Origin of the sequence: uncultured Parasphingorhabdus sp. (assembly GCF_963975735.1) — a bacterium.
Lineage (GTDB): Bacteria > Pseudomonadota > Alphaproteobacteria > Sphingomonadales > Sphingomonadaceae > Parasphingorhabdus.
Window position 1 is genome coordinate 1 of the sequence record NZ_CAXBIA010000014.1, and the last position, 23,335, is coordinate 23,335.

Consider the following 23,335-nt stretch of genomic DNA (forward strand, 5'->3'; position numbering starts at 1 on the left):
CCACCACCGCCTCCACCACCACCGCCACCTCCACCACCGCCACCACCGCCGCCACCAGCGTCGGTATGTGCGCCTGGCCCTTATATTGTGTTCTTTGACTGGGATCAGTCGGACATCACACCAGAAGCGGCTTCGGTTCTTGACAATGCGGTTACCGCATATGGTGATTGTGGTTCGGCTCAGGTCATGCTGGCTGGTCACGCTGACAAATCTGGTTCTGCCAGCTACAACGTCGGTCTGTCCCAGCGTCGCAACGGTGCTGTTCGTGCGTATCTTGAATCGCGCGGAATTGGCGGCGGCTCTATCTCGAGTGAAGCCTTCGGTGAATCGCGTCCTCGCGTTGAAACCGCAGACGGCGTTCGCGAGCCTCAGAACCGTCGTGTTGAAGTTATGTACGGACCTGGTTCCGGTAACTAATACCGACATATATACGAATTGTGGAAAGGGCTGGTCTTCGGACCGGCCCTTTTTCGTTTGCAGACCAGTGATATGATTGATCCGCAACCGACATGTGCAACGGTGCTTCAACCGATGCAGTTGAAAGTCTTTCGTATTTTTAATGCTGCAGCAATCGGCGCGCGGACGTGCCGTCTTGGCTGACCAAGTCAGTTATGATCGATCAAAAATATGGGTGATCCATGTCGATCGATATGAAGGTGGATCAGCTTGAACCGCCATCCTGTATCTCGGCGGTTCTACCGGCTGGTCGGGCTAGTCCGGGCAATGCGCTATTAGCGCAGCAGGCTTTCGAACAATGGCAGCCCGTCCGTCCCGCCATGCTGTTTGTCAATCGCACGTTCCGGGTGCGGCATCATGCCAAGGACATTGCCCGCTTCGTTGATAATGCCGGCAATATTGCGCGATGAACCGTTGATATCGTTGCGATAGCGAAACGCGACCCGGTCCTCATTCTCGAGCCGGTCAAGCGTGTCCTGGTCCGCAAAGAAATTACCGTCATGGTGGGCTACCGGTATCGAGACAGCAGCATTTTTGGCATAGCCAGACGTAAATATGGTGTCGTTATTCGTGACATCTAGATCCGCGTCTTTGCAGACAAAATGAATGTCGCTGTTGCGCATCAGCGCACCGGGCAACAGGCCCGTTTCGGTGAGGATTTGGAACCCGTTGCACACACCCAATATCCTGACGCCGCGCTGGGCCGCTTCGACAACCGCCTTAATAATATTGGATCGCGAGGCCATCGCGCCTGACCGCAGATAATCCCCGTAGGAAAATCCACCCGGAATGGCGATGACATCCAGGCCTGAAGGAAGTTCACTGTCTCCGTGCCAGACCATATGCGGTTTTTTGCCCGAAACTGTTTCCAGTGCGACAGCCATATCGCGGTCGCAGTTCGAGCCAGGAAAGACGATCACTGCGGATTGCATCAGGACATAGTCCCCGAGGCAGTTTCCGGTAGCTCGATTTCATAATTTTCGATGACAGTATTTGCGAGCAGCTTGTCGCACATTCTGTCGATTTCTTCCCGACTGACGGACGGGTCAACATCCAGTTCGATCAGCTTGCCGGCGCGAACGTCATTGACCCCGGAAAAATCCAGGCTTTCCAAAGCGTGATGTATGGCTTTCCCCTGAGGGTCCAACACACCGTCTTTCAACGTTACAAAAATTCTGACTTTCATGCTTCGCTCTCGCTCTGTTCCGCCGGCCAATATTGCCTTGCTATAGCGCCAAGATTAGCCGGGGCAAGAGCAAGAAAGAAAAATGGAACAGACATATGGTGGAATGAGATCACGACAGCCCGTCAATTTTGAAACGGCGGATGCCGGTCACCGTGACCGAGCATCCTCCGACCGGATATTCATTGGCGACGGGCCTGGAAGCGCTGGTTATTTTCCGCGCTTCTTCCGTTCGCTGTCCAGATCCGCCACTTCGCTGACTCCGCCTTCGGGGAATAGTCCCAGGCGTCTTGCAACTTCCTGATAAGCTTCGGCCTCCCCGCCCAAATCCCGCCGGAAACGGTCTTTGTCCAGCTTTTCATTGGTTTCAATGTCCCACAGACGGCAACCATCCGGACTGATTTCGTCGGCCAGAATGATCCGCGAGAAATCTCCTTCGAAAACTCTCCCGAATTCGAGTTTGAAATCGACCAGCCGGATGCCGATTCCGGCAAACATTCCGGCCATGAAGTCGTTTATCCGGATGGCCATGGCGGAAATATCCTGCATTTCCTCCTGACTGGCCCAACCGAAGCAGGCGATATGCTCTTCTGCAACCAGCGGATCGCCGAGCGCATCATCCTTGTAGCAATATTCCAGCAATGTGTGCGGCAGCGGTGTGCCCTCTTCAATGCCGAGGCGTTTGGAAAGAGAGCCGGCTGCGACATTGCGGACGATCACTTCAATCGGGACAATCTCGACCTGTTTGACGAGCTGTTCGCGCATGTTGAGGCGACGGATGAAATGGCTCGGGATACCGATATGGCCGAGCAGCGTAAAAATATGCTCGCTGATGCGATTGTTGATCACGCCCTTGCCGTTGATCGTGCCCTTTTTCTCGGCGTTGAAAGCGGTGGCATCATCCTTGAAATACTGGATGATGGTACCGGGTTCGGGGCCTTCGTATAGAATCTTGGCCTTGCCTTCGTAGATTTGGCGGCGACGGGACATTGCTTGGTTCCACTTCGCAAAGAGAGCGACAAAAAATCATGCCCCGATTGTTCGAATCATGACGGATTGAACGGATCGGGGCAACCGAGCCTTCCTATATGCGAAACCGACTTGCGGCGCAATCAATCCCGTTTCATGATGGTTGGCCGAACAAACCGAGAGATTGTGATCGCGATGACCCAATATACGACCATAGATGAAGTCCTGGACACGCTCTACGATTGTATATCGGGGCCGCCGGGTGGGCAGGACTGGGAGCGCGACCGCGGAATCTATCATCCGCGCTGCGTGCTTGTCCGGACGCGGATCGAAGATGGCAAGCCGGTCGCCTATCCGTTCAGCTATGATGAGTTTGTCGAGGCGACAATCCCGTTGCTGGAAGGCAAATCCTTTTACGAGATCGAAATCGGCCGCAAGATCGATATTTTCGGTCAGGTCGCCCATGTCTATTCCGCCTATGAGGCGCGCGAGACCCCGGACCATCCTGAAATCCAGTTTCGCGGCGTAAACATGATCCATCTCTGGAATGATGATATCGGCGAGGACGGAAAACCGAGTGGCCGCTGGTGGATCATGGGGATTATCTGGGACAATGAGCGCGAAGGGTTGGCATTGCCAAGAGAGTGGCTGACTCGATGACCAACATTCCGGGAAAGCTGTTTGCTGCTTTGGCGCTAACAGCACTGGCTGCAACAATAGCCATCGGCTTGCTGAGTTTGTTTGGCCCAGACTGGTCGCGGTTCGCTTCGGCAACCTGCACCGAAACGAGATGCTTTTGCGAAATGCCGAGAACCGGCGCGTTGTTGTTACAGCCCGCGAACAGCCTGTCGTCACTAGGCTTCGTCTTCATCGGTTTTCTGATGATCCTGATGGCCCGGTCGCGTGACTGGAATTCGGCCTTGCCGCCTCTTTCCGCCAACATGCTTGGGGTGGCCGCGATCATCGTCGGAACTGGATCCGTCCTGCTCCACGCCACGCTCACATTATGGGGGCAGTTTTTCGATGTGCTTGGCATGTATCTGGTCAGCGGATTTTTTCTGGTCAGTGCACTGGCGAAATGGCGGAGCATCCCGGACCGGCGTGCAATGATCTATTACGGACTGCTTTGTGCGGTGCTTGTTGCGATCCTCTATGCGCTCCCCGAGGTCCGCCGCTGGCTCTTTGCGGTCATCCTGCTCGCCGCGATTGTCCTCGAACTTGTCTTTGCCAGACCGCTGCGCCTTCAGGTCCGGACCGGCTATTATGTTGCGGGTCTTGTCGCCAATATTGTCGCCTTCACGATCTGGAATCTGGATCAGCGCGGCCAGCTTTGTGCGCCCGACAGCCTGTTGCAGGGCCATGCAATCTGGCACTTGCTTGGCGCTGTCGCATTGTGGTTTGTTTTTCTCTATTATCGCAGCGAGCGGCCGGTAAGATAAAATCGTGTCACGAAGGCAGGCTCCATCGTCATTCCGCCACTTTCCCACTACCAAGCATGAATCCAGCCTGCTATCGCTTCTCGCATGAGTGATGTAACCGAAGCCCCGCCCGAAGAACCCGAAGATGAATTTGATGCGATAGTCGAGGCGCCCTTTGATGCGGCGCTATCCGAACGCTATCTGATTTACGCGATGTCGACGATCACCGCGCGGTCGCTGCCGGATTTGCGTGATGGCCTAAAGCCTGTGCATCGGCGCCTATTGTGGGCGATGCGGCTGCTCAAGCTCGATCCCTCGCAAGGTTACAAGAAATGTGCTCGCGTGGTCGGCGATGTTATCGGTAAATATCACCCGCATGGCGACCAGTCGGTCTATGACGCGATGGTCCGCCTCGCCCAGACATTCTCGCTGCGCTATCCGTTGGTCGACGGGCAGGGCAATTTCGGCAATATCGATGGTGATAACGCAGCTGCCTATCGTTACACAGAAGCCCGGCTGACCCGCACGGCGATCGAGTTGATGCACGGTCTCGACGAAGGCACGGTCGATTTCAAACCCACTTATAATGGCGAAGACGAAGAGCCGGAAGTCATGCCCGGCCTGTTTCCCAATCTCCTCGCAAATGGCGCGAGCGGCATTGCCGTGGGCATGGCGACCAGCATCCCGTCTCATAATGTTCACGAGATTATCGATGCAGCTACGCTGTTGATTGATTCGCCCAAGGCCGAGCATGCCGAGATCATGGAGATCATCAAGGGCCCCGATCTTGCGACGGGCGGCACTCTGGTCGATCCCAAATCCGTCATTGACGCTGCCTATGAAAGCGGACGCGGCGCGATGCGGGTGCGCTGCAAGTGGGAGAAGGAAGACGCCGAAGGGCGCGGTGCATGGCAGATTGTCGTCACCGAAATTCCCTATCAGGTGCAAAAGGGCAAGCTGATCGAGCAAATCGCCCAGATCATCGCCGACAAGAAACTGCCGATACTCGCCGATATCCGCGACGAATCCGACGAGCAGGTACGGATCGTCCTGGAACCGAAGAGCCGCGCCGTCGACCCCGAAGACCTGATGAACGCGCTGTTCCGGATGTCCGATCTGGAAAATCGTTTCTCGCTCAACATGAATGTGCTCGACAAGGACCGGGTGCCCAAGGTGATGGGCATCACCGAAGTGCTGAAACAATGGATTGTCCATCAGATCGAAGTGCTGCTCCGCCGCTCGCAGCATCGTCTCGACAAGATTGATGCCCGGCTGGAATTGCTCGAAGGCTATATCATTGCCTATCTCAATCTCGACCGCGTGATCGAGATCATTCGCAATTACGACGAACCCAAGCCGATGCTGATGGAAGAGTTCAAGCTAACCGACCGGCAGGCCGAGGCGATTCTCAATATGCGGCTGCGGTCGTTGCGCAAGCTCGAAGAAATGGAATTGCGCAGCGAGCGCGACAAGCTGCTCGCAGAACGGGATGGACTTGAAAAGCTGATCGAAAGCCCGGCGCGGCAGAAGACACGGCTGAAGAAGGACCTGTCCGACCTTCGCAAGCTTTACGCCGAGGACACGGCGCTGGGCGCTCGGCGGACTATGCTGATCGAGGCAGCACCGGCACGGGAAATTTCGCTTGAGGCGTTTATCGAGAAAGAACCGGTCACCGTGATCATGTCGCAGCGCGGCTGGATCAAGGCGATGAAGGGGCACGCGGACCTCTCTGCACCGGACAGCTTCAAGTTCAAGGAAGGCGATGGTCCGAAATATGCGTTCCACGCACAGACTACCGACAAGCTTTTGATGTGCTGCGATAACGGACGTTTTTATACGATCGGGGCAGACAAGCTGCCCGGCGCGCGTGGCTTCGGCGAGCCGGTCGGGTCGATGGTCGATCTCGAGGCGAATGCCGAGCCGATGGCGCTGATGGTCGCGGACATGAAAGCGAAGCTGTTGATTGCCTCCACCTGGGGACGCGGTTTTATCTGCAATATTGCCGATGTCGTCGCGGAAACCAAAAAGGGCCGTCAGGTCGTCAATCTGAAGGGCGATGCGCGGCTGACTGTAGTCCGACGGGTTCCCGAAGGCGCCGACCATGTCGCGGCGATTGGCGAGAACCGCAAGCTGGTCGTTTTCTCTCTCTCTGAAATGCCGGAAATGGCGAAGGGACAGGGAGTCATGCTGCAACGTTACAAGGATGGCGGACTGTCTGACGCGACTGTGTTCAGACTTGAAGATGGCCTGAGTTGGGCGATGGGTGGAGACAGTGGCCGCACGCGGACCGAGAATGATCTCACCATGTGGCGGGTAGCGCGCGGCGCGGCGGGACGTTTGCCACCGACCGGATTTCCGAAGAGCGGGAAGTTTGATTGAAGCCAGACATGGGCGTTCTGACAGGCATTTCCTTCAGAGACTAACCCATAATGGTTTTGAAATCGGGGGCAGTGATATTGATAATATTTCTGTTTGCATATACTGGTTCGATGTTTTTCTCGTCGGACAGTTCTGCACAATCATGCGGACAATTGATCGATAATTTTATATACTAAGACTTAGAATTAATTTACTTTATGTTACATCGGCTTGCGTGAGGGGGCAGTTACGGCCACTGTCGAATATTCAAAAAAATATTCAAGATCGAGTCTAGTTAATGTGCGTTATTTGTAAATAGTTGACTTTTTGATGAAATAGAGTCAAATGCAACTGGTCGGATTTAGTCGCTCAATCTATAGCAGAAAGAATTCTCTAAACCTATGAGCAGTGACAACCAGACTATGCGAGATTGGATTGATCAACTCGAACAGATATTATCGCAACTTGACTCTATCAACGCAGATATAGCTGCAATTCATGTTGATATAGCAATTGTTGAACTTTGTCAGATTGCAGACGTCGAAAGGACATCTGCGGATACAAGAGCTGCTTAGTTTCTGACGAAAAACTGGTCAGAAATTTGCCAGTTCCTGACTGATATCATGAAGAGCAGCGCGGATCAGAACATCACCGGATGCGGTTAGTTTTAATGGCGCCTTTTGCTCAGCTTCAGCCTCAATATCCTTGTCGATCAGCCCAATACGGCTCAAATAGCGGACATATCTGGACACTGTATTCATTGCCAAATTATGTGTCGTGGCAAGATCATGCATCGCCACCGGTTTTTCCATATTCGTTGAAACCATCAGATCCAGCAAGATGTGCCAGCCTATATCATCAATTTCGGGCTGGCGATCCTGGAAATGCTCCAGTCGGACAGCGCGGCTTTTCAACAGTAATGCTGCGGTAGTCACCGGATCTACAGCGCGACCTTCTTTCAGCTGGACGTTTGAAGCAGAGATTTCAATTTGATCGAGGGCATTATCGATCGGATTGCTAATATCGACATTAAAAAAAAGCGGATCTTCGTGCTCAGTCATATATCGCCCCGCTCTGTCGCACATTAAACTCGCTCTACCGTATCGACCGATCAATCGGTCGTCAATCGAGACCAGCGGTAATATTCGGGCAAATCTCCGATCAAGGATTTCTGTGACAATTCCCATGGCTGCGCTGCGTTCTCCGTGGGAGAATATCCGAAATCAGAACCTAGCGCTTCTTGGCGATTTTTACCTTGTCCAGTTTCGACCGTGTGCGGATCGATTCTTCGCTGCGGGTCAGGGCTTTGGAAATGGCTTTGAGGGTCATACCCTTTTTTGCAAAGGCATGAAGCTTCTGGATTTCTTCGCTGGTCCATGCCTGCTTGTGGCGTTCAAAATGTTCTTTCATGGGCTATGACTTAGCAGATTATAGCTGCCATGCACCCAATATCGCGGCCGACTTGTCATCGGCGACCTAGACCTTATGCCGCACCGCTGATGATAGTGGGGTTTGCATGTGACCATTTGTCCGCTAGCCAGCGACAAACATTTTAATCGGAGCTACTTATGAAGTTTGACGAAGTTGTCCTCGGTCGCCGCAGCATACGCGGTTATAAACCTGAACCAGTAGCAAAAGAGCTGATCGAGGAAATTCTCGGACTGGCGATGCGTGCGCCTTCGTCGATGAATACGCAGCCCTATAATTTCTACGTCATCACCGGCGAGCCGCTCGAAAAAATTCGTGCAGGCAACACCGAACGGATGCTGGCCGGAGTGCCGCAATCGCGCGAGTTTCGTCAAGGTGAGCCATTTGCGGGCGAGCACCGCGAGCGGCAGATTGGCGTGGCGAAGCAGCTTTTTTCAGCGATGGGAATCGAGCGCGATGACAAGGATGCGCGGCAGGACTGGGTCATGCGCGGCTTCCGGCAGTTCGACGCACCGGTATGTGTGATCATCACCTATGACCGCGCGGTCGACGGCAGCGACGACACGCCATTTGACTGCGGCGCTGTTGCGACGGCGCTCGTAAACGCGGCCTGGTCACGCGGCCTGGGTACGGTCATCAACAGCCAGGGTATCATGCAATCGCCCGTGGTTCGCGAACATGCCGGGATTGCCGATGATCAGGTGATCATGAAGAGCATCGCTTTGGGCTGGCCAGACGAGAGTTTCCCGGCAAACGCAGTAGTATCGACGCGCAAGTCGGTAGACGAAGCTTCGGTGTTTGTCGGCTTCGACGGCTAGTTGGAGCCGCGTGCCCCTGCGAAGGCAGGGGCCCATCTCCCTGATGCACCAAGCCGAACCGACTGGAGAGGAATAGCTGCCTTCACAGGTGAACGGATTATCTGTTCAAGCGCCCTTCGACCAGCGCATCCACAACACTCGGATCGGCCAGCGTTGATGTGTCACCCAGCGCGCCATGTTCATTCTCGGCAATCTTGCGCAAGATGCGCCGCATGATCTTGCCGGAGCGGGTTTTGGGCAGAGCGGGGGTAAGATGGAGATGGTCGGGCGTAGCAATCGGTCCGATTTCCTTGCGAACGTGACCGCGCAGTTCGGCAACCAGTTCCTCAGATGTTTCCACGCCCGCGTTCAGCGTGACATAGCAGTAGATGCCCTGTCCCTTGATATCATGGGGATAGCCGACCACCGCCGCTTCGGCGACGTGCGGGTGCGAGACCAGCGCGGATTCGACTTCCGCCGTGCCCATACGGTGGCCTGAGACGTTGATTACATCGTCGACCCGGCCGGTGATCCAGTAATAATCGTCGGCATCGCGCTTGCAGCCGTCACCGGTGAAATATTTGCCCTTATAGGTGCTGAAATAGGTCTGGATGAACCGCTCATGGTCGCCATAGACGCTGCGCGCCTGTCCTGGCCAGCTGCCGGTGAGGCACAGATTTCCGTCCGTTGCTCCTTCCAATATCTTGCCGTCTCCATCGACCAGCTGGGGCTGAACGCCGAAAAACGGCTTGCCGGCGCTGCCCGGTTTCATGCCATGCGCGCCGGGCAGGGTGGTGATCATGATGCCGCCGGTCTCGGTCTGCCACCAGGTGTCGATGATCGGCGACTTGCCTTCACCGACCACGTCATAATACCAGCGCCAGGCCTCCGGATTGATCGGTTCGCCGACGGTGCCGAGCAGACGGATCGACGAGCGGTCATGGGCCTTCACCGGCCCGTCGCCTTCGCGCATCAGGGCGCGGATGGCGGTCGGTGCGGTGTAGAAGATATTGACCTTGTGCTTTTCCACTACTTCCCAGAAACGACCGAAATCGGGATAGTTGGGGATGCCCTCGAACATGATCTCGGTGGCCCCGTTGATCAGCGGCCCATAGACGATATAGCTGTGGCCGGTGACCCAGCCGATATCGGCCGAGCACCAGAATATTTCGCCCGGCTGATAGTCGAACGCATAATGAAAAGTCGTCGCCACCCATACCGCATAGCCGCCGGTTGTGTGGAGCACGCCTTTGGGTTTGCCGGTCGAGCCGGACGTATAGAGAATGAACAGAGGATCCTCGGCGTTCATCATTTCGCACGGACAATCCGCTGGGACGTCGGCGGAAATTTCATGATACCAGTGATCGCGGCCAGCGGTCATTTCTACGTCGGTGTCGGTATGGTTGATCACCAGCACAGCGGTGACGTCCGTGCCGGCGCGAGTCAGCGCTTCGTCGACATTGGTCTTGAGCGGTACAAGCTTGCCGCCGCGGCGTCCTGCGTCGGCACAGATCACGAACTTGCTGTCGCAATCCTCGATCCGGCCGGCCAGCGCATCGGGCGAGAAACCGCCAAAGACAACGCTGTGGATCGCGCCGATACGGGCACAAGCCAGCATGGCGATCGCGCCTTCGGGGATCATCGGCATGTAGACGGTTACCCGGTCGCCCTTTTGGACGCCCAGTTTCTTGAGACAGTTGGCCATTTTGATGACTTCTGCCTGCAGCTCGGCATAGCTGATGGTGCGGCCGGGCGACTTCGGGTCATCGGGTTCGAAAATCAGGGCGGTGACATCGCCTTTTCCAGCAGCAACATGGCGGTCGACCGCGTTGTGGCAGATGTTCAATATGCCGTCTTCATACCATTTGATCGAGACCGGATCGAAGGAGCAGTTGGATATTTTTGCGGGCGTTGTCTGCCAGTCGAGGCGCTTGGCCTGTTGCGACCAGAAGCTGTCGGGGTCAGAGATGCTTTCCTGATAGAGCCGGTCATAGTCCGCTGCCGTGCAATGGGTGGGCGCATCGCCGCGTGGCGAAGGGATCAACGCGACCAGATCCTTGTTTCCTGCATTGTCTGTCATCTCTGTCTCTCCTGTTTCGGCGTCTGGTGGAATATCTTCCACGCCGTAAATAGCAATCCTGTCACCGCCGGTGTTCCGGTTCATGTCAGAAGCGTCAAATCCTGATCTGCCACGAATTTACGGACCCACTGCTCGTCCGGAAATCCTTGGGCAATCCAAGCCGCTTCTATTTTCGCCAAACTCTTCGCTATAATCGGGCCGGGTTTCAAGCCCTGTTCGATCAAATCACCGCCGGTTAGCGGAAAGATTGGCGGCTGCCAGCCTTTAAGCTGCGCAAGCATCTCGGGCAGGGCGGTCTCTTCGGCGAACAGCAGCGCGACATCACGTGCTGTGTCTACGCTGGTGCGATAGGCAAGTGCGCGAATGTCTGTTGGCGCGATGTTGGGTTCCGGGGCGTTCCCGGCTATCCGCGATGAAAGCCGTTCACCGATCGCCTTTTGCTGTTTCCTGGACAGTTTCAGGCTCTTGGCAATCTGGCTCGCTTTGTCCGCGTCTTTGGGAAGCAGAGCCACGAGGCGACGTAGCGCGGTCGGTGCCAAATGCAGTCGCTTCTCTCGCGCGACCAGCTGGCCCAAAGCGGCGCTCGCGTCTTGATCAAACGCTTCGATGATATGGGCGAAAATTCCGGCCTCGAGCATCTGGCTCACCGCGAATACCGGGTCTTCGGTGCCGAGCAGTTTCAGAAGTTCGTCCGCCACCCGTTCGCGGGACAGGTTCTCCAGTTTTGCCGCCGCCGCAGTGCAGGCAAGGAAAGCCTCGTCATCAAGCTGATCCTGGCCAAAGCGGGCGAGAAAGCGGAAATAGCGCATGATCCGCAGATGGTCTTCGGCGATCCGTTCTGCGGCCGAGCCGATGAAGCGGATCTGGAGATTTTCGAGATCCTCCAGTCCGCCGAAATAGTCAAAGACCTCGAAAGTCTGCGGATCGGCGGAGAGCGCGTTGATGGTGAAATCCCGGCGCGCGGCATCTTCCTGCCAATCATCACTGAATGCCACGGTTGCCCGGCGCCCGTCGGTAGAAACATCGCGGCGAAGCGTTGTGATTTCGACCGGGCCGTCCGGCAATACGGCAGTAACCGTGCCATGGGCGATGCCGGTGGGAATGACCTTGATCGAGGCTGTGGTGAGCCGCTCGATCACATCCTCGGGCAGCAGGGGTGTAGCGACGTCAATATCTTTCACTTCCAGCCTCAACAGGGTGTCGCGCACGGCCCCTCCGACAAAGCGTGCTCTGCCATCGAGCGCTGCAATCAACGCCGCAAGGCCCCGTCTTTCCATCCAGTCTGCCGGTGGTAATATCATGGTTCCCAGCCTAGCCTTTTTCCGAGATTATTCAAAATCCCGGCGGTAATTCCCCAGATGCGATATTCTTGCCAGTAGATTTCGTAATAGTGACGCTTGCGCCCGTTCCAGGTCCCCTCGTGGATGGTGCGATTCTTGGGGTCGAGCAGGAAATCCAGCGGTGCTTCAAACCAGCTTTCGACCTCGCCGGGGTCGGCGATAAAGGGCAGATCGGGCGGAATGACGCTTAGCACGGGCTGGATATTATAACCGCTTCCCGACTGGAAACTGTCGGTCATGCCGATGATATCGACATGGCTGCGATCGAGGGCGACTTCCTCGTGCGCTTCGCGCAGGGCCGCGTCGATCGCATCCCGGTCACCCGGATCAATCTTGCCGCCAGGGAAGGCGACCTGTCCCGGATGATTGCGCATATGCTGGGGCCGCTGGACGAAAATTATACCCGGATCGGGGCGATCGGTCACCGCGATCAACACCGCCGCGTCGCGCAGGACCTTGAGGTCATCGATATGGTCGCGTTCGTTGTAGAGGAGATGGTCAAGATCAGTTTCGTGACCTTTCACCAGCGCTTTCTCCAGCCGGTCGCGCAAAGTCATGAATCGGTCGCTATCGGGAAGAAAGTTCCTGCTGACCAGATGCCGAGCGGATTGCTGTCCTCTTCGAGCGCCAACTCCGCAAGCTGATAATAAACCGGCCGTGCCAGCACTGCTTCCAGCCCGTTTCGCACATGCAGATAGGGTTGCGGCTTGTCCGTGCCAAATCGCAACGGATGACCGGCACCGGCGATCACCAGATGATCGGTGTTGAGGCGGAAGGCCAGCGTCCGTTCTGCGCCGCTGCCTTCGCTTTCCAGTTCAACCGCGACGAACGGCGCATCGTCGACGATGATGCCCAGCTTCTGATAGGGTGTGACCAGGGCATAGCTGGCATCTGCTTCTCTTCTGAGAATGCTGGAAAAGGCGCGCACCATCGCGGGGCGCAGAATCGGGTCGCCCTGATGATACCAGATTCCGTCGGCGGCGATACGCATCTCGCTATCGCCAGTCTCCTGCGGATCCCATTGATCGACAGGGGGAAGTTTCTGCGCTTCGGCCAATTCCGCGATTTCCGCGATGGAGAGCGAGGCAAGTTCGGGTGGCGGCGTATAGGGCATGACAACGGCCTATTGCGCGGCGCGATTTCTGTAAAGCCTAAGACTCGCTATCTTGTCCAGGGACCAAGCGTGCCGGTCTTGGGCAAGGGGTTTTTCGGGTTGGCGCGGACTAGCAGCCGCGATGGTTCCCATGGCCCGGGCAGCCTCCATCCCGCGGTTCCCTCGGCGGAAAATCCGAAGAAACGCTCGTAATATTCAGGGTCGCCGATCATCACCAGCGGCAACGGATCATCGGCATGGATTTCTTTCAGCAGGGCCGCCATCATTGACCGGCCAATGCCCTCGCGTTGGAAATCGGGATAGACCGCTACCGGCCCGACCATGATCATCGGATGTTTCCGGCCTTCTTCATCGGTCAAGGCAATCGGCCAGCACTGGATCGAGCCAAGCAATTCATGCTTTTCCTGATCGACTGCGGCAAGCGAAAGGCCTTCGAGCATGTCCATGCCGTCGCGCAGCTTATAGGCAGTCCGGTCATGCCGGTCCGTGCCAAAGGCGGAGTCTAGCAGGGCCTCGACAAGTTGCGGGTCGATTTCCGCGAGAGGAATGATGCTGGCCAATTCGTGGGTCTCGTCTATCAGGAAAAGCGCGCGCTACCCCGCTTTGTGGTAAATGTCGAGCCACATAGGTTGCAATTGCATGATTGCGGAGCGCCAGCTAAAAGATTGATCTGTTAAGGGAGTTTGCGCGTGATGGACCAGAACAAGCCTACCGAACCATCTACCGGCGATTTGCCACCGGCAGCCGCGTCAGCGAAGCCGGTCCGATTGGCGTCGCTGCGCCGCGATCCCAGGGGCTGGCTTATCCTGCTGCTCGGCCTGGGGACGCCTCTTGCATTTGTCATCGCTGCCGCTGGCGGCGGCATTGGTTTGTGGGGCTGGCAAGCGGGTCTGGGGGCGATACCGTGGATCCTTCTGGCAGCTTTGCTCACGCTCATTCTGGCGATAGTCTTCATCTTGCTCGACCGGCGCAAGGCACGCAAGACGCGCTGGCCCCTGTTGGGCATCGGCATCGTCGGGACGCTCGGTTTTCTGGGTTTTATGGTCCCCTATGCTATAGCTATTCTGACGCTTCCGGCCATTCATGACATTACCACCGATCTCGCCGATCCGCCTGAGTTTACCGCTCTGACCCTGCGGGCTGACAATTGGGACAATATACCGGGTGCGGATGATGGTGATATGCGCGGCATGAACCCGCGCCAGCGCTGGGCTACGGCGCATCAGGATGCTTATCCGGATATTCGTTCGGTCCGCATTGATCAACCGGTCGCCGTGGTGATCGAGAAAGCCAAGCGGCTGGCAGCAGATCGTGGCTGGAAAATTGTCAGCGTCGATCCGGCGTCCGGTAATCTGGAGGCAACCGATACGATTTCGCTGTTCCGGTTCAAGGATGATATCGTCATTCGGGCCCGTTCGGCAGAAAATGGTGCAGCGAGCATCATCGACATGCGCTCGGTCAGTCGCGTCGGTGTGCATGATCTTGGTGCCAATGCAAAGCGCGTCCGCCGCTTTCTGAGCGACTTGTCAGGAACGACGACCGCCGCTTCGCAATAGATTTCTTGCAGCGACGGGCTATTTGGTCGGTGTCAGCCTGAGCATCCGGCCGCCTTCGCCGTCTTCCAGCACATAGATCGCGCCGTCGGGTCCCTGTTCGACTTCCCTGATACGCTTGCCCATCAGGAAACGCTCGGCTTCCTTGGCGCTATCGCCATCGAAACTGACGCGGATCAAGGCCTGGCTGGCGAGGCCACCGATGAAGGCGCTGCCCTTCCAGGCAGGGAACATATCGCCGGAATAGAAGATCAATCCGCCCGGTGCTATCGTCGGCACCCAGGCTACTTTGGGCGCTTCGAATTCGGGGTGCGTGTCATGATTCGGGATTTTCTTCCCATCATAATGATTGCCTTCCGAAACGATCGGATAGCCGTAATTGGCGCCACGCTGCACCAGATTAAGTTCGTCGCCATCGCGCGGTCCCATTTCCTGATTCCACAGGCGGCCTTTGCTGTCGAAGGCGAGGCCCAGGATATTGCGGTGACCCAGCGACCAGATTTCGGGAAGCGCGCCTTCCTTGTCGATAAAAGGATTGTCCTTGGGGACGGTGCCATCCGGATAGAGTCTGACAATCTTGCCGAGATTCATTGCCATATTCTGGGCCGGGTCAAATTTCTGCCGATCTCCCGAACCGATGAACAGATACTCGCCATCAGGTGAAAATGCGATTCGATGGGAAAAATGCCCATTGCCGGTCACTTTCGGATTTTGCGTCCAGATGGTTTCAAAATTTCTCAGTGCGGGCTTCGGGCCTTTCAGTTCCAGTCGGGCGCGGCCAACCACGGCGCCGCGTGTGTCCTTCTCGCCAGCCTCGGCCCAGCTCAGATAGACCATATTGCTCGTCGCAAAATCGGGTGCGAGCACGATATCGCCGAAGCCGCCCTGTCCGCCATAATCAACTTCGGGCACGCCGCCGATTTCTGTTTTCTGCCCCTTGGCATCGACCAGCTGCAATTTGCCCGCTTTCTCGCTGACCAGCATCCGGCCATCGGGAAGGAAGGTCATCGCCCATGGCTCATCGAAACTGGCGATTTCGGTTGTTTCAAAAGGTTTGCGATCGACTGGAGAAATATCGGCCAGCGCCTGCGCTTCTGTTGTAGCGCCTCCATTCGCCTGTGCGTTTTCCCCGTTGGTGCAAGAAACCGCGAGGATTGAAATTGCGAGTGGAAGTCCAATATTTTTCATGAGATTCCCGTGTTTTATGATCAAATTATGCCGATCTGCCATTTGCAAAACACCATAAGGTAACCGGAGTAATTTTTCTAGGTCAAACCGACGATAATCCCCATAATATGGCGCTGTTCACGGCTTGCTTACTATTTTTGGTTAAAGCATCCGCATGTTCGGACAGAAATCCAGAAGCGTAGACCCGCGCCCCCGGTCGGCGGTCTCCCATGGCGTGGGCGTGGCGGGTTTGATCGGACTGGCCTCATGGGTCCTGATTGCCCGTCAATATGGCATGGATGGGCCCTATTCCGCGCTCGCTGCTTGTGTCGCCTGTGCCGCGCCGATGGTGATCTGGTCGCTGCTGATGGACAAGGTCCATTTGCGACCCTCTACCGGGATGGACTGGCAGAACCCGAAACCGTTCAAACAGACTTTTGACATCAGTCTGGTGAAGCTGGCCAGCCTTTGGGCAACATGGGGAATTATCGCCACCATTTATTGTGTCGGACGCTGGTACTGGACCGGACAATATCAATTTTCGATGCAGATGATGGAAATGGTCGCGCCCTGGCTGTTCGTGTTGTCCATCCCCTATATCCTGTTCATGGACCGCTATACGATCGAGCCACGTGATGGAGCGTGGCATTTCGGCCAGCTGCTGACCGGCAGGAAGAGCGAATTTGATCGCGAACAAATTTATCATCATCTGCGCGCCTGGGCGGTGAAGGGTTTCTTCCTCGCCTTCATGATCTCGATCGTGCCCGGCGGATTTGGTGATCTTGTCCGGCTTGATATCAACGAGCTTGCCGGCGACCCGGTGGCTATTGCAGGCTGGCTGATCACCGCGATGTTCGTCGTCGATGTCCAGTTTGCGACGGTTGGCTATTTGCTGACGATGAAGCCGCTCGATGCCCATATCCGCACTGCCAATCCCTATCTCGCAGGCTGGGTTGCCGCCCTGATGTGCTATCCGCCGTTCATCCTGATGGGCGATAACGGACCGCTCAACTATCATGTCAACACCGCCGACTGGGCTTATTGGTTCGAGGGCCAGACCACGATCCTCTGGATATGGGGCGGCATATTGGTCATTCTCACAGCCCTCTATGCCTGGGCGACGGTTGCTTTCGGTCTGCGCTTTTCCAATCTCACCCATCGCGGGATATTGACTCACGGTCCCTATAGCTGGACCAAGCATCCCGCCTATGTCGCGAAAAATGCCTATTGGTGGCTGGCGAGCATGCCGTTTCTGGTGACCTCCGGCAGCTTCACCGACTTTGTCCGAAACACGGTACTGATGGCGCTGGTCAGCGGGGTCTATTACTGGCGCGCCAAGACCGAAGAGAAACATTTGCTCGGTGACCCTGCCTATAAGGATTATGCCGAGTGGATGGACCGCAACGCGCCGATTCCGCGGCTGCTCAACGCGACCAAGCGACGGATCGGCTGGTGGACACCGGATCAGGGCCGCGCACCGGAAGTGCAGCCCGCTGAATAAAATTGTCAGAACCAGCCGGAAACGCTAATTTGCCCGCATGACAGTGGTTGGCTCAGACGGGAAACACCGATGCTTTGGCGGACAACCGGGCAAGGAATTTTATGGCGATTATCATGATCAGGAATGGGGCGTGCCCGTCCATGATGACCGGTTATTATTCGAAAATCTGATTCTTGAAGGCGCGCAGGCCGGCCTGAGCTGGGAGACAGTGCTGCGCAAACGGGACGGCTATCGCCGCGCCTTTCACGATTTTGATATCGCGCGGTGTTCTATCATGAACGACGATGAACTGGAGGCGCTGCGGGTAGATGAGTCGATCATCCGTAACCGGCTCAAGATTTACTCGGTTCGCAAAAACGCGCTGGCTTTCATGGAAATCCAGCGGGAATTTGGCAGCTTCGACAACTGGCTCTGGAACCATCTCGACGGCGTTCCGCCGGTGAACCGGCCGGCCCGTTTTTCTGAGATGGCGAGCACGTCGCCGGTCAGCGATGCGATCTCCAAGACGCTCAAGAAGCGCGGTATGAGCTTTGTCGGCAGCACCATCATCTATGCCTATATGCAGGCCATCGGCATGACCGACGACCATCTCGCCGGATGCTGGAAAGCCTGATCAGCTTGGGTTTTTGAGATAGGCAATCAGGTTGGCGCGTGCCTGTGCGTCCGGCATGCCGGCATAGAACATCTTGGTTTTCGGGATAACCCGCGCCGGCTTTTCGAGAAACTGGTTTAATTTTTCTTCCGTCCAGATGATACCGCTATCGGCAGTGGCTGGGGAATAGTTGAAGCCTGCGACCCCTCCGGCTTCTCGCCCAACAATATTGGCCAGCGAGGGACCGAGACGATTCATTCCGGGATCGATTACATGGCAGGTGCGACACTGGGCGAAACTCGACTTACCGGAGGCGGCATCACCGGTCAGGCTTGCATAAGCAACGCCGTCCAATGTGGCGACATCGTCAGCGGCTGGCGGTCCGGTATCGACCGGTGCTTCTGCTTTCACTGTATCTGCCGCCGGTTCGCTGGATTCTGGACCACCACCTGAACAGCCTGCAGCCAAAATAGACAAAGCCATGACAGCCGCTACCGTCTTCATGCGAACCATATTCTTTCCCATCGAGTCATATTATCAGGATATCCGATTTCACGATTGCCTAATGCCGATTGCTGCAAAATTAAAGCGTCCATCTGGCATTTTTATTTTCAGCAGCCTTCGTGGCTGCCGATCGGATAGCGAAAGCCGTGCTGGCCGGGCTGTTCAAATGCCGCTATCCTTGCTGGATGAACTGATTTTGGCCGGTTAGAAGCCGGATTGAACTGACGGGAAAGAACGGCAAAATGATATTGGCAGTGAAGAAATATGTGTCGCGGTTGCCCGAAAAGATCTGGTTCCGGGCAATGCTGTTCAGCCTGGGGGCGATCGCCGCCGCGGCTGCGGCGGAATGGGTCGGCCCATTGATCCCCTATGAAGCGGATCTCGAGATCGCCAGCGGTTCGGTCGGCGATATATTGACGATATTGGCATCAAGCATGCTGGCGGTCATTGCCTTTTCCGTCTCCATCATGGTGTCGGCTTACGGTTCGGCGACCAGCACCGCCACGCCGCGAACCATCGCGCTGATGCTTGCAGACGACCGGTCGCAAAATGCGTTGTCGACCTTCCTCGGTACGTTCCTGTTCAGCATTGTCGGTATTATCGGCTTGTCTGCCGGCTATTATGACGATCAGGGGCGGATCATATTATTCTTCGCCACGATTCTGGTGATTGTCCTGATCACCGGGACGCTGATCAACTGGATCCAGCAGCTTTCCACGTTCGGCAGGATGAATGACCTGATCGGGCGCGTCGAGCAGGCGACCTCGAAAGCGCTGCGCTGGCATGGCCAGCACCCCTTTCTGGGCGCGCAGCCGCCAGTCGAGATACCGCAGCAGGCTTGTCCCGTCAGTTGCGATATCGCCAGTGGTGTTGTGACCTCGGTCGATATGGGACGTCTGGAGCAAGCCGCCGAAAAATATGGTGTGACAGTCCATCTCTCTATTCACCCGGGAAAGCTCGTATATCCGGCGCGCCCGTTACTCTATCTGTCCGGCGAGGATGCAAATGGCGTTGATCCGCAACCGTTTCGGGATGCGATATTGGTCGAGCATGACCGCAGCTTTGATCAGGACCCCCGCTTCGGACTGGTGGTGCTTTCCGAGATCGCCTCACGGGCGCTGTCTCCCGCGGTCAACGACCCGGGCACCGCGATCTCGGTACTGGTCAGTGGCTTGCGCTGTTTCGAGATATTTGCCGAAGCATGCGCGTCGCCCGAGGATGCCCGATGTTCCAGAGTGCATGGTCCGGCCATCGAGACGGGAGATTTGTTTACAGATTTTTTCATCAAAATTGCCAGGGACGGGGCCGCAGTCGTGGAGGTGCAACAGCGCATCCAGTTGTGCCTGCTGGCTCTTGCCCAATCATGGCCGGATATATTTTCGGCAGATGCTTCCGAGGCGTCCCGCAATGCCCTGGCGAGAGCGCTAGAGCATATCGTCCATGAGCAGGACATAGAGGATCTCAAGGCAAGATCGCAAAAGGTCGTGGATGTCGAGGAGAGGTAAAGCCGGAAAACGCGAACCTCGAAATATAATATAGTTCGGGGCCGCGCTTTCCGGCGGAGGTCTATGGGTCGAAGGTGAATTCGGACATCGCCCAGAGATTAGTGATTAAACGCCGCCGATAGGCAATGGTTCCACGGCGCGCGATTTTTTGATGTGGCCCGCTCATGCCATTTCCCGGTTTTTAGCTTGCCGCAAAGGCGGCCATAATATCCGGGATCGCGACGGGATGGTCCATTTTTTGCAGTGCTGAAATCGCGACCTCGATGTCGAGACTATATTGCGCGACGGACCCTTCCATTGCGCCGGGCACTGCCCCGATGGCCCGGATCAGGCCGGACGCCTTGTTATTGCTACGCAGTATATCGATCTGCAAGTGTCGCAGGCCTTCACAATAGCAGTCGAGGAATATTGCCGTCATCAACAACCGCGCGACGCCAAGACCATGATATTGGTCGAGAACAGCGATTGCGAACTCGCCGCTGTCGCTGCTTTCCGTTTCCCGGAAAACATGCGCGGCAGCCATTGCCGGATGATCTTTCTCGTCCATGTTGATCATGCCCCATGCGAGATGTTTGATGCCATCAACGCTCGCCAACCGTTCGACGACCGATGGCGGCATGGTTTTCGATCCGGAAAAAAAGCGCAAATAGCGACTTTGATCGGACAATTGGCTGATGCCTTTTTCAATCTCGCCCAGATCCGAATGGCGGACGCGCCGCAGGCAGACATGGGTGCCATCGTCGAGCCTGGCTTCCACCGACTGGACCTGATTCTGAAACGCTGCTGCCTCAGCCATCGACTTCTCCTTCTTCTCGCCACGGTCACCTCATGGCGCGCCGGGCGCCTCAACCTGGTCGGTTCCCCCGGGGCTCCCGTCAGTCGCCGGATGAGGATATCGGCAAGGGCTCTTTGAATGTATGTGTCATATAAGGGAATGGAATCTCAATGCCCGCGTCATCCAGCGCCCGTTTAATCGACCGGATTACAAAATCCCGGCTTTCGTGCATGTCGCGCTGGGCCGAACCCGACCACCAGCGAACTTTGAAATCGACGGAACTGGAATTGAACTCGCTAGCGAATATATCGATCGATTTTTCGCCATCAACGACATCAGTGGATTTCACGCCATCGCGAATCACAGCGCGCGCCTGTTCGAGATCGGTGTCGTAGGAAACACCAACGACAATTTCGTGCCGTCGCTGCTTTTGATCAGTCAATATCTCCACAGGATTTTTGAACAGGACCGAATTGGGAACGATTGTCAGTTCGTTAGATGGCTTTCGGATATGCGTTTCACGGAGCAAAATCTGCTCAACTTTCCCTTCGATACCTTCGCATTTGACATAATCACCGATCCGCATCTTTTCGCGCGCCATGATCAGAATTCCGGCGAGAAAATTCTCAAATATATCCTGAAAGGCGAAGCCGATTGCGACCGTTCCGATACCCAGTCCGGCAACCAGACTACCGGGCGTCAAATCGGGCAACAGGATCGTCAGTGAAACCAGCAGTCCTACGGCCCATATTGCTATTTTGACAAGCGTATCAACAAGTTCCCGAAGCGAGGGCCGCATTGACGTTCTTGCGGTAAGCTTGTCAGAAATCCTGGTGGCAAATTTTGCGATGATCCATGTAAAGATCAGGAATGCAATCGCGATGACCAGACTGGGCAAGAGAGCGATAATACCTTCCCACATTGACTGTAGTTGTGCGATTAAAATTTCAAGCGTGCTCAGCGATTTATTGACCTGTTCATTCATTCGTCCAAAACGCATAACTTTGAGTTTGGTTGCATGACCAATGCTTCAGTGGGAACCGTTATCGTGCAGGAACGTTGTTCTCCCATGGCGAACATATTCAAACCCGGTAAAAATTGCTGGCGCGTGGAGCATGCAGATCGTTCTGCGGTGCTTATCGATGGCGAAAATTATTTTCGGGCGGTGCGAAAGTCGCTCGCGCAGGCAAAACAGCGGATCATGCTGCTGGGCTGGGATTTCGATGAGCGTGTGGAAATGCACGATACTGTGGAGCAAATGGAGGGGCCGCTGCAGATCGGCGCCTATTTCGACTGGCTGCTCAAGAAGAATCGCGATTTGGACATCTATGTGCTGCGCTGGGATACCGGGGCGCTAAAATCCTTTGTCCGGTTCAACGGGCTCCTGACTCTAGCCCGCTGGTATTTTCACCCGCGGGTGCATTTCAAACTCGATGCCCATCATCCGGTAGGCGCTGCGCATCATCAGAAAGTCATCGTTATCGACGAAGACACGGCTTTTTGCAGCGGTATCGATGTCGCTAACAACCGCTGGGACACGCGATCCCATGAAGAAAACCAGAAGCAGCGCTATCAGCCCGATGGCAATGATGCCGGGCCATGGCATGATGCGGCGATGGTGGTTCAGGGAGATGTCGCCCGTGCCCTGTCGGAATATGCCGTGCAGCATTGGGATGCCGCCGGCGGCAAGAAGGTCAAGACGGTTGCCGCTCGAGCGGATTGCTGGCCCGCAGGTTTGGAGGCCGATTTCACCGACTGTCCCGTTGCCATCGCCCGTACGCTACCCGAAATGGATGACCAGCCACGCGTAAACGAAATCGAGAATTTAAGCGTCGATCTGATCGCTGCCGCCGAACGATATATTTATGTGGAGAGTCAATATTTTGCATCAGCCGCGATTGCCCGTGCCATCGTCGAACGTCTCGCGGAACCGGACGGGCCGGAAGTGATAATCGTCAATCCGCAAAGCGCCGAAGGATGGCTGGAAGCCGAAATCATGAATTCGTCGCGGGCGCGTCTATATCAAGCCGTCAAGGCGCGGGACAAATATGACCGGTTCCGCATGTTCCATCCGTTTAATGCCGCTGGCACGCCCGTCTACGTCCACGCCAAGATATTGATCGTGGATGACCGGTATATCCGTATCGGATCATCCAATTTCAACAACCGCTCGCTCGGGTTTGACAGCGAGTGTGATGCTGCGATTGATGCTTCCGCTACTGAAGGCACGACGGTTTCCAGCCAGATCGCCAGCGTCCGCAACGATTTGCTATCCGAGCATTTGGGACGGGATGAAAGTGAAGTTCGCAAGTCGCTCGCCGAAACCGGTTCGCTAATCGCCACTATAGAGACCCTCTCGGACCCAGGCCGCAGGCTGCGACCATATCAAACGCCGGATATCAATGCGGTGGAAGAGTGGCTGGCGGACAATGATATTCTCGATCCGAAACGGGCGGACGATGTCTTCGCCGGTATTATCTAAGGTTTAGGCGCGCGCCCGCCGCTGCTGCCGGACGCCAACCGCCCCTCCCTGTCCGCTAGGCGGCCGTATCGGCCTGCTTCTTGTCCTGGATTTTCTTGATGATGATTCTGGCG

At 56.0% G+C, this 23,335-nt stretch carries 24 protein-coding genes; 10 read left to right on the forward strand and 14 right to left on the reverse strand.

From position 1 onward, the window contains the following. On the forward strand, nt 1-417 hold a 417-nt coding region (locus AACZ86_RS13250; RefSeq protein WP_339693300.1), incomplete at its 5' end, for an OmpA family protein. 314 nt (nt 418-731) lie between these two features. On the opposite strand, the gene purQ is transcribed toward AACZ86_RS13250, so the two are convergent. The 3 genes from purQ to purC form a co-directional block, all read right to left on the reverse strand. Next, the gene (gene purQ / locus AACZ86_RS13255) at nt 732-1,388 is read right to left on the reverse strand and encodes a phosphoribosylformylglycinamidine synthase subunit PurQ (protein ID WP_339693302.1); all 657 of its coding nucleotides are present in this window, start codon (nt 1,386-1,388) and stop codon (nt 732-734) included. Beyond that, complete coding sequence (purS, locus tag AACZ86_RS13260) at nt 1,388-1,642, reverse strand: phosphoribosylformylglycinamidine synthase subunit PurS (protein WP_339693304.1); 255 nt, start codon at nt 1,640-1,642, stop codon at nt 1,388-1,390. Before purS ends, purQ begins: the two co-directional genes overlap by 1 nt. Nucleotides 1,643-1,849: 207 nt before the next feature. After that, nucleotides 1,850-2,629 (reverse strand): phosphoribosylaminoimidazolesuccinocarboxamide synthase, encoded by a 780-nt coding sequence (gene purC, locus AACZ86_RS13265; protein WP_339693306.1) that lies wholly within the window; start codon nt 2,627-2,629, stop codon nt 1,850-1,852. Between the two features lie 174 nt (nt 2,630-2,803). Between purC and AACZ86_RS13270 the strand changes: the two genes are divergently transcribed. The 3 genes from AACZ86_RS13270 (at nt 2,804) to parC (ending at nt 6,405) form a co-directional block, all read left to right on the forward strand. Further along, the gene (locus AACZ86_RS13270; protein WP_339693308.1) at nt 2,804-3,268 is read left to right on the forward strand and encodes a hypothetical protein; all 465 of its coding nucleotides are present in this window, start codon (nt 2,804-2,806) and stop codon (nt 3,266-3,268) included. Beyond that, entirely contained in the window at nt 3,265-4,047 is a 783-nt protein-coding gene (locus AACZ86_RS13275; protein ID WP_339693310.1) for a ceramidase domain-containing protein, read from the forward strand. Before AACZ86_RS13270 ends, AACZ86_RS13275 begins: the two co-directional genes overlap by 4 nt. Before the next feature lie 84 nt (nt 4,048-4,131). Continuing rightward, nucleotides 4,132-6,405, forward strand: coding sequence for a DNA topoisomerase IV subunit A (gene parC, locus AACZ86_RS13280; RefSeq protein ID WP_339693312.1), 2,274 nt, complete (start codon nt 4,132-4,134; stop codon nt 6,403-6,405). 572 nt (nt 6,406-6,977) lie between these two features. On the opposite strand, the gene AACZ86_RS13285 is transcribed toward parC, so the two are convergent. Together AACZ86_RS13285 and AACZ86_RS13290 are read right to left on the reverse strand one after the other, a co-directional pair. Beyond that, entirely contained in the window at nt 6,978-7,445 is a 468-nt protein-coding gene (locus AACZ86_RS13285; RefSeq protein WP_339693313.1) for a hypothetical protein, read from the reverse strand. A 169-nt stretch (nt 7,446-7,614) separates the two neighbouring features. Beyond that, nucleotides 7,615-7,794, reverse strand: a complete 180-nt coding sequence (locus AACZ86_RS13290) for a hypothetical protein (protein ID WP_339693314.1) — start codon at nt 7,792-7,794, stop codon at nt 7,615-7,617. 158 nt (nt 7,795-7,952) lie between these two features. Between AACZ86_RS13290 and AACZ86_RS13295 the strand changes: the two genes are divergently transcribed. Continuing rightward, nucleotides 7,953-8,630 (forward strand): nitroreductase, encoded by a 678-nt coding sequence (locus AACZ86_RS13295; RefSeq protein WP_339693315.1) that lies wholly within the window; start codon nt 7,953-7,955, stop codon nt 8,628-8,630. A 97-nt stretch (nt 8,631-8,727) separates the two neighbouring features. Here AACZ86_RS13295 and acs read toward each other — a convergent pair whose 3' ends face one another. From acs to AACZ86_RS13320, 5 genes are all read right to left on the reverse strand, one after another. Then, on the reverse strand, nt 8,728-10,689 hold the full coding sequence (acs, locus tag AACZ86_RS13300; RefSeq protein ID WP_339693414.1) for an acetate--CoA ligase: 1,962 nt from the start codon (nt 10,687-10,689) through the stop codon (nt 8,728-8,730). Between the two features lie 80 nt (nt 10,690-10,769). Next, nucleotides 10,770-11,990, reverse strand: coding sequence for a CCA tRNA nucleotidyltransferase (locus AACZ86_RS13305; protein ID WP_339693317.1), 1,221 nt, complete (start codon nt 11,988-11,990; stop codon nt 10,770-10,772). Then, complete coding sequence (locus AACZ86_RS13310; RefSeq protein WP_339693319.1) at nt 11,987-12,586, reverse strand: CoA pyrophosphatase; 600 nt, start codon at nt 12,584-12,586, stop codon at nt 11,987-11,989. Before AACZ86_RS13310 ends, AACZ86_RS13305 begins: the two co-directional genes overlap by 4 nt. Further along, nucleotides 12,583-13,143, reverse strand: coding sequence for a DUF1285 domain-containing protein (locus AACZ86_RS13315; RefSeq protein ID WP_339693321.1), 561 nt, complete (start codon nt 13,141-13,143; stop codon nt 12,583-12,585). The genes AACZ86_RS13310 and AACZ86_RS13315 overlap by 4 nt, the downstream gene beginning before the upstream one ends. 47 nt (nt 13,144-13,190) lie before the next feature. Then, complete coding sequence (locus AACZ86_RS13320) at nt 13,191-13,703, reverse strand: N-acetyltransferase (RefSeq protein ID WP_339693322.1); 513 nt, start codon at nt 13,701-13,703, stop codon at nt 13,191-13,193. A 132-nt stretch (nt 13,704-13,835) separates the two neighbouring features. On the opposite strand from AACZ86_RS13320, the gene AACZ86_RS13325 reads away from it, so the two are divergent. After that, nucleotides 13,836-14,699, forward strand: a complete 864-nt coding sequence (locus AACZ86_RS13325) for a DUF1499 domain-containing protein (protein WP_339693416.1) — start codon at nt 13,836-13,838, stop codon at nt 14,697-14,699. A gap of 18 nt (nt 14,700-14,717) precedes the next feature. Here the strand turns inward: AACZ86_RS13325 and AACZ86_RS13330 are convergent, their stop codons facing one another. After that, nucleotides 14,718-15,884, reverse strand: a complete 1,167-nt coding sequence (locus AACZ86_RS13330) for a PQQ-dependent sugar dehydrogenase (protein WP_339693323.1) — start codon at nt 15,882-15,884, stop codon at nt 14,718-14,720. Between the two features lie 154 nt (nt 15,885-16,038). Between AACZ86_RS13330 and AACZ86_RS13335 the strand changes: the two genes are divergently transcribed. Then, on the forward strand, nt 16,039-17,364 hold the full coding sequence (locus AACZ86_RS13335) for an isoprenylcysteine carboxylmethyltransferase family protein (protein WP_339693324.1): 1,326 nt from the start codon (nt 16,039-16,041) through the stop codon (nt 17,362-17,364). A gap of 37 nt (nt 17,365-17,401) precedes the next feature. Beyond that, nucleotides 17,402-17,977, forward strand: coding sequence for a DNA-3-methyladenine glycosylase I (locus AACZ86_RS13340; protein WP_339693325.1), 576 nt, complete (start codon nt 17,402-17,404; stop codon nt 17,975-17,977). Here AACZ86_RS13340 and AACZ86_RS13345 read toward each other — a convergent pair whose 3' ends face one another. Continuing rightward, a complete protein-coding gene (locus AACZ86_RS13345; protein ID WP_339693326.1) occupies nt 17,978-18,481 on the reverse strand; it encodes a c-type cytochrome in 504 nt (167 codons plus the stop codon). A 221-nt stretch (nt 18,482-18,702) separates the two neighbouring features. Between AACZ86_RS13345 and AACZ86_RS13350 the strand changes: the two genes are divergently transcribed. Then, a complete protein-coding gene (locus AACZ86_RS13350) occupies nt 18,703-19,965 on the forward strand; it encodes a DUF2254 domain-containing protein (RefSeq protein ID WP_339693328.1) in 1,263 nt (420 codons plus the stop codon). Nucleotides 19,966-20,146: 181 nt separating this feature from the next. Here the strand turns inward: AACZ86_RS13350 and AACZ86_RS13355 are convergent, their stop codons facing one another. Together AACZ86_RS13355 and AACZ86_RS13360 are read right to left on the reverse strand one after the other, a co-directional pair. Further along, nucleotides 20,147-20,761, reverse strand: a complete 615-nt coding sequence (locus AACZ86_RS13355; protein ID WP_339693330.1) for a GNAT family N-acetyltransferase — start codon at nt 20,759-20,761, stop codon at nt 20,147-20,149. Between the two features lie 79 nt (nt 20,762-20,840). Continuing rightward, the gene (locus AACZ86_RS13360; RefSeq protein ID WP_339693331.1) at nt 20,841-21,662 is read right to left on the reverse strand and encodes a mechanosensitive ion channel; all 822 of its coding nucleotides are present in this window, start codon (nt 21,660-21,662) and stop codon (nt 20,841-20,843) included. Between the two features lie 147 nt (nt 21,663-21,809). On the opposite strand from AACZ86_RS13360, the gene AACZ86_RS13365 reads away from it, so the two are divergent. Next, nucleotides 21,810-23,222: a phospholipase D-like domain-containing protein gene (locus tag AACZ86_RS13365; protein WP_339693333.1), complete on the forward strand. Its 1,413-nt coding sequence runs from the start codon at nt 21,810-21,812 to the stop codon at nt 23,220-23,222. The last annotated feature ends 113 nt before the right edge of the window (nt 23,223-23,335 follow it).

Bases quoted from the DNA above. Each gene is read 5' to 3' on its own strand.
- purQ (WP_339693302.1), bottom strand. From the start codon at position 1,388: ATGCAATCCGCAGTGATCGTCTTTCCTGGCTCGAACTGCGACCGCGAT.
- purS (WP_339693304.1), bottom strand. From the start codon at position 1,642: ATGAAAGTCAGAATTTTTGTAACGTTGAAAGACGGTGTGTTGGACCCT.
- purC (WP_339693306.1), bottom strand. From the start codon at position 2,629: ATGTCCCGTCGCCGCCAAATCTACGAAGGCAAGGCCAAGATTCTATAC.
- AACZ86_RS13270 (WP_339693308.1), top strand. From the start codon at position 2,804: ATGACCCAATATACGACCATAGATGAAGTCCTGGACACGCTCTACGAT.
- AACZ86_RS13275 (WP_339693310.1), top strand. From the start codon at position 3,265: ATGACCAACATTCCGGGAAAGCTGTTTGCTGCTTTGGCGCTAACAGCA.
- parC (WP_339693312.1), top strand. From the start codon at position 4,132: ATGAGTGATGTAACCGAAGCCCCGCCCGAAGAACCCGAAGATGAATTT.
- AACZ86_RS13285 (WP_339693313.1), bottom strand. From the start codon at position 7,445: ATGACTGAGCACGAAGATCCGCTTTTTTTTAATGTCGATATTAGCAAT.
- AACZ86_RS13290 (WP_339693314.1), bottom strand. From the start codon at position 7,794: ATGAAAGAACATTTTGAACGCCACAAGCAGGCATGGACCAGCGAAGAA.
- AACZ86_RS13295 (WP_339693315.1), top strand. From the start codon at position 7,953: ATGAAGTTTGACGAAGTTGTCCTCGGTCGCCGCAGCATACGCGGTTAT.
- acs (WP_339693414.1), bottom strand. From the start codon at position 10,689: ATGACAGACAATGCAGGAAACAAGGATCTGGTCGCGTTGATCCCTTCG.
- AACZ86_RS13305 (WP_339693317.1), bottom strand. From the start codon at position 11,990: ATGATATTACCACCGGCAGACTGGATGGAAAGACGGGGCCTTGCGGCG.
- AACZ86_RS13310 (WP_339693319.1), bottom strand. From the start codon at position 12,586: ATGACTTTGCGCGACCGGCTGGAGAAAGCGCTGGTGAAAGGTCACGAA.
- AACZ86_RS13315 (WP_339693321.1), bottom strand. From the start codon at position 13,143: ATGCCCTATACGCCGCCACCCGAACTTGCCTCGCTCTCCATCGCGGAA.
- AACZ86_RS13325 (WP_339693416.1), top strand. From the start codon at position 13,836: ATGGACCAGAACAAGCCTACCGAACCATCTACCGGCGATTTGCCACCG.
- AACZ86_RS13330 (WP_339693323.1), bottom strand. From the start codon at position 15,884: ATGAAAAATATTGGACTTCCACTCGCAATTTCAATCCTCGCGGTTTCT.
- AACZ86_RS13335 (WP_339693324.1), top strand. From the start codon at position 16,039: ATGTTCGGACAGAAATCCAGAAGCGTAGACCCGCGCCCCCGGTCGGCG.
- AACZ86_RS13340 (WP_339693325.1), top strand. From the start codon at position 17,402: ATGACAGTGGTTGGCTCAGACGGGAAACACCGATGCTTTGGCGGACAA.
- AACZ86_RS13345 (WP_339693326.1), bottom strand. From the start codon at position 18,481: ATGGGAAAGAATATGGTTCGCATGAAGACGGTAGCGGCTGTCATGGCT.
- AACZ86_RS13350 (WP_339693328.1), top strand. From the start codon at position 18,703: ATGATATTGGCAGTGAAGAAATATGTGTCGCGGTTGCCCGAAAAGATC.
- AACZ86_RS13355 (WP_339693330.1), bottom strand. From the start codon at position 20,761: ATGGCTGAGGCAGCAGCGTTTCAGAATCAGGTCCAGTCGGTGGAAGCC.
- AACZ86_RS13360 (WP_339693331.1), bottom strand. From the start codon at position 21,662: ATGTGGGAAGGTATTATCGCTCTCTTGCCCAGTCTGGTCATCGCGATT.
- AACZ86_RS13365 (WP_339693333.1), top strand. From the start codon at position 21,810: ATGGCGAACATATTCAAACCCGGTAAAAATTGCTGGCGCGTGGAGCAT.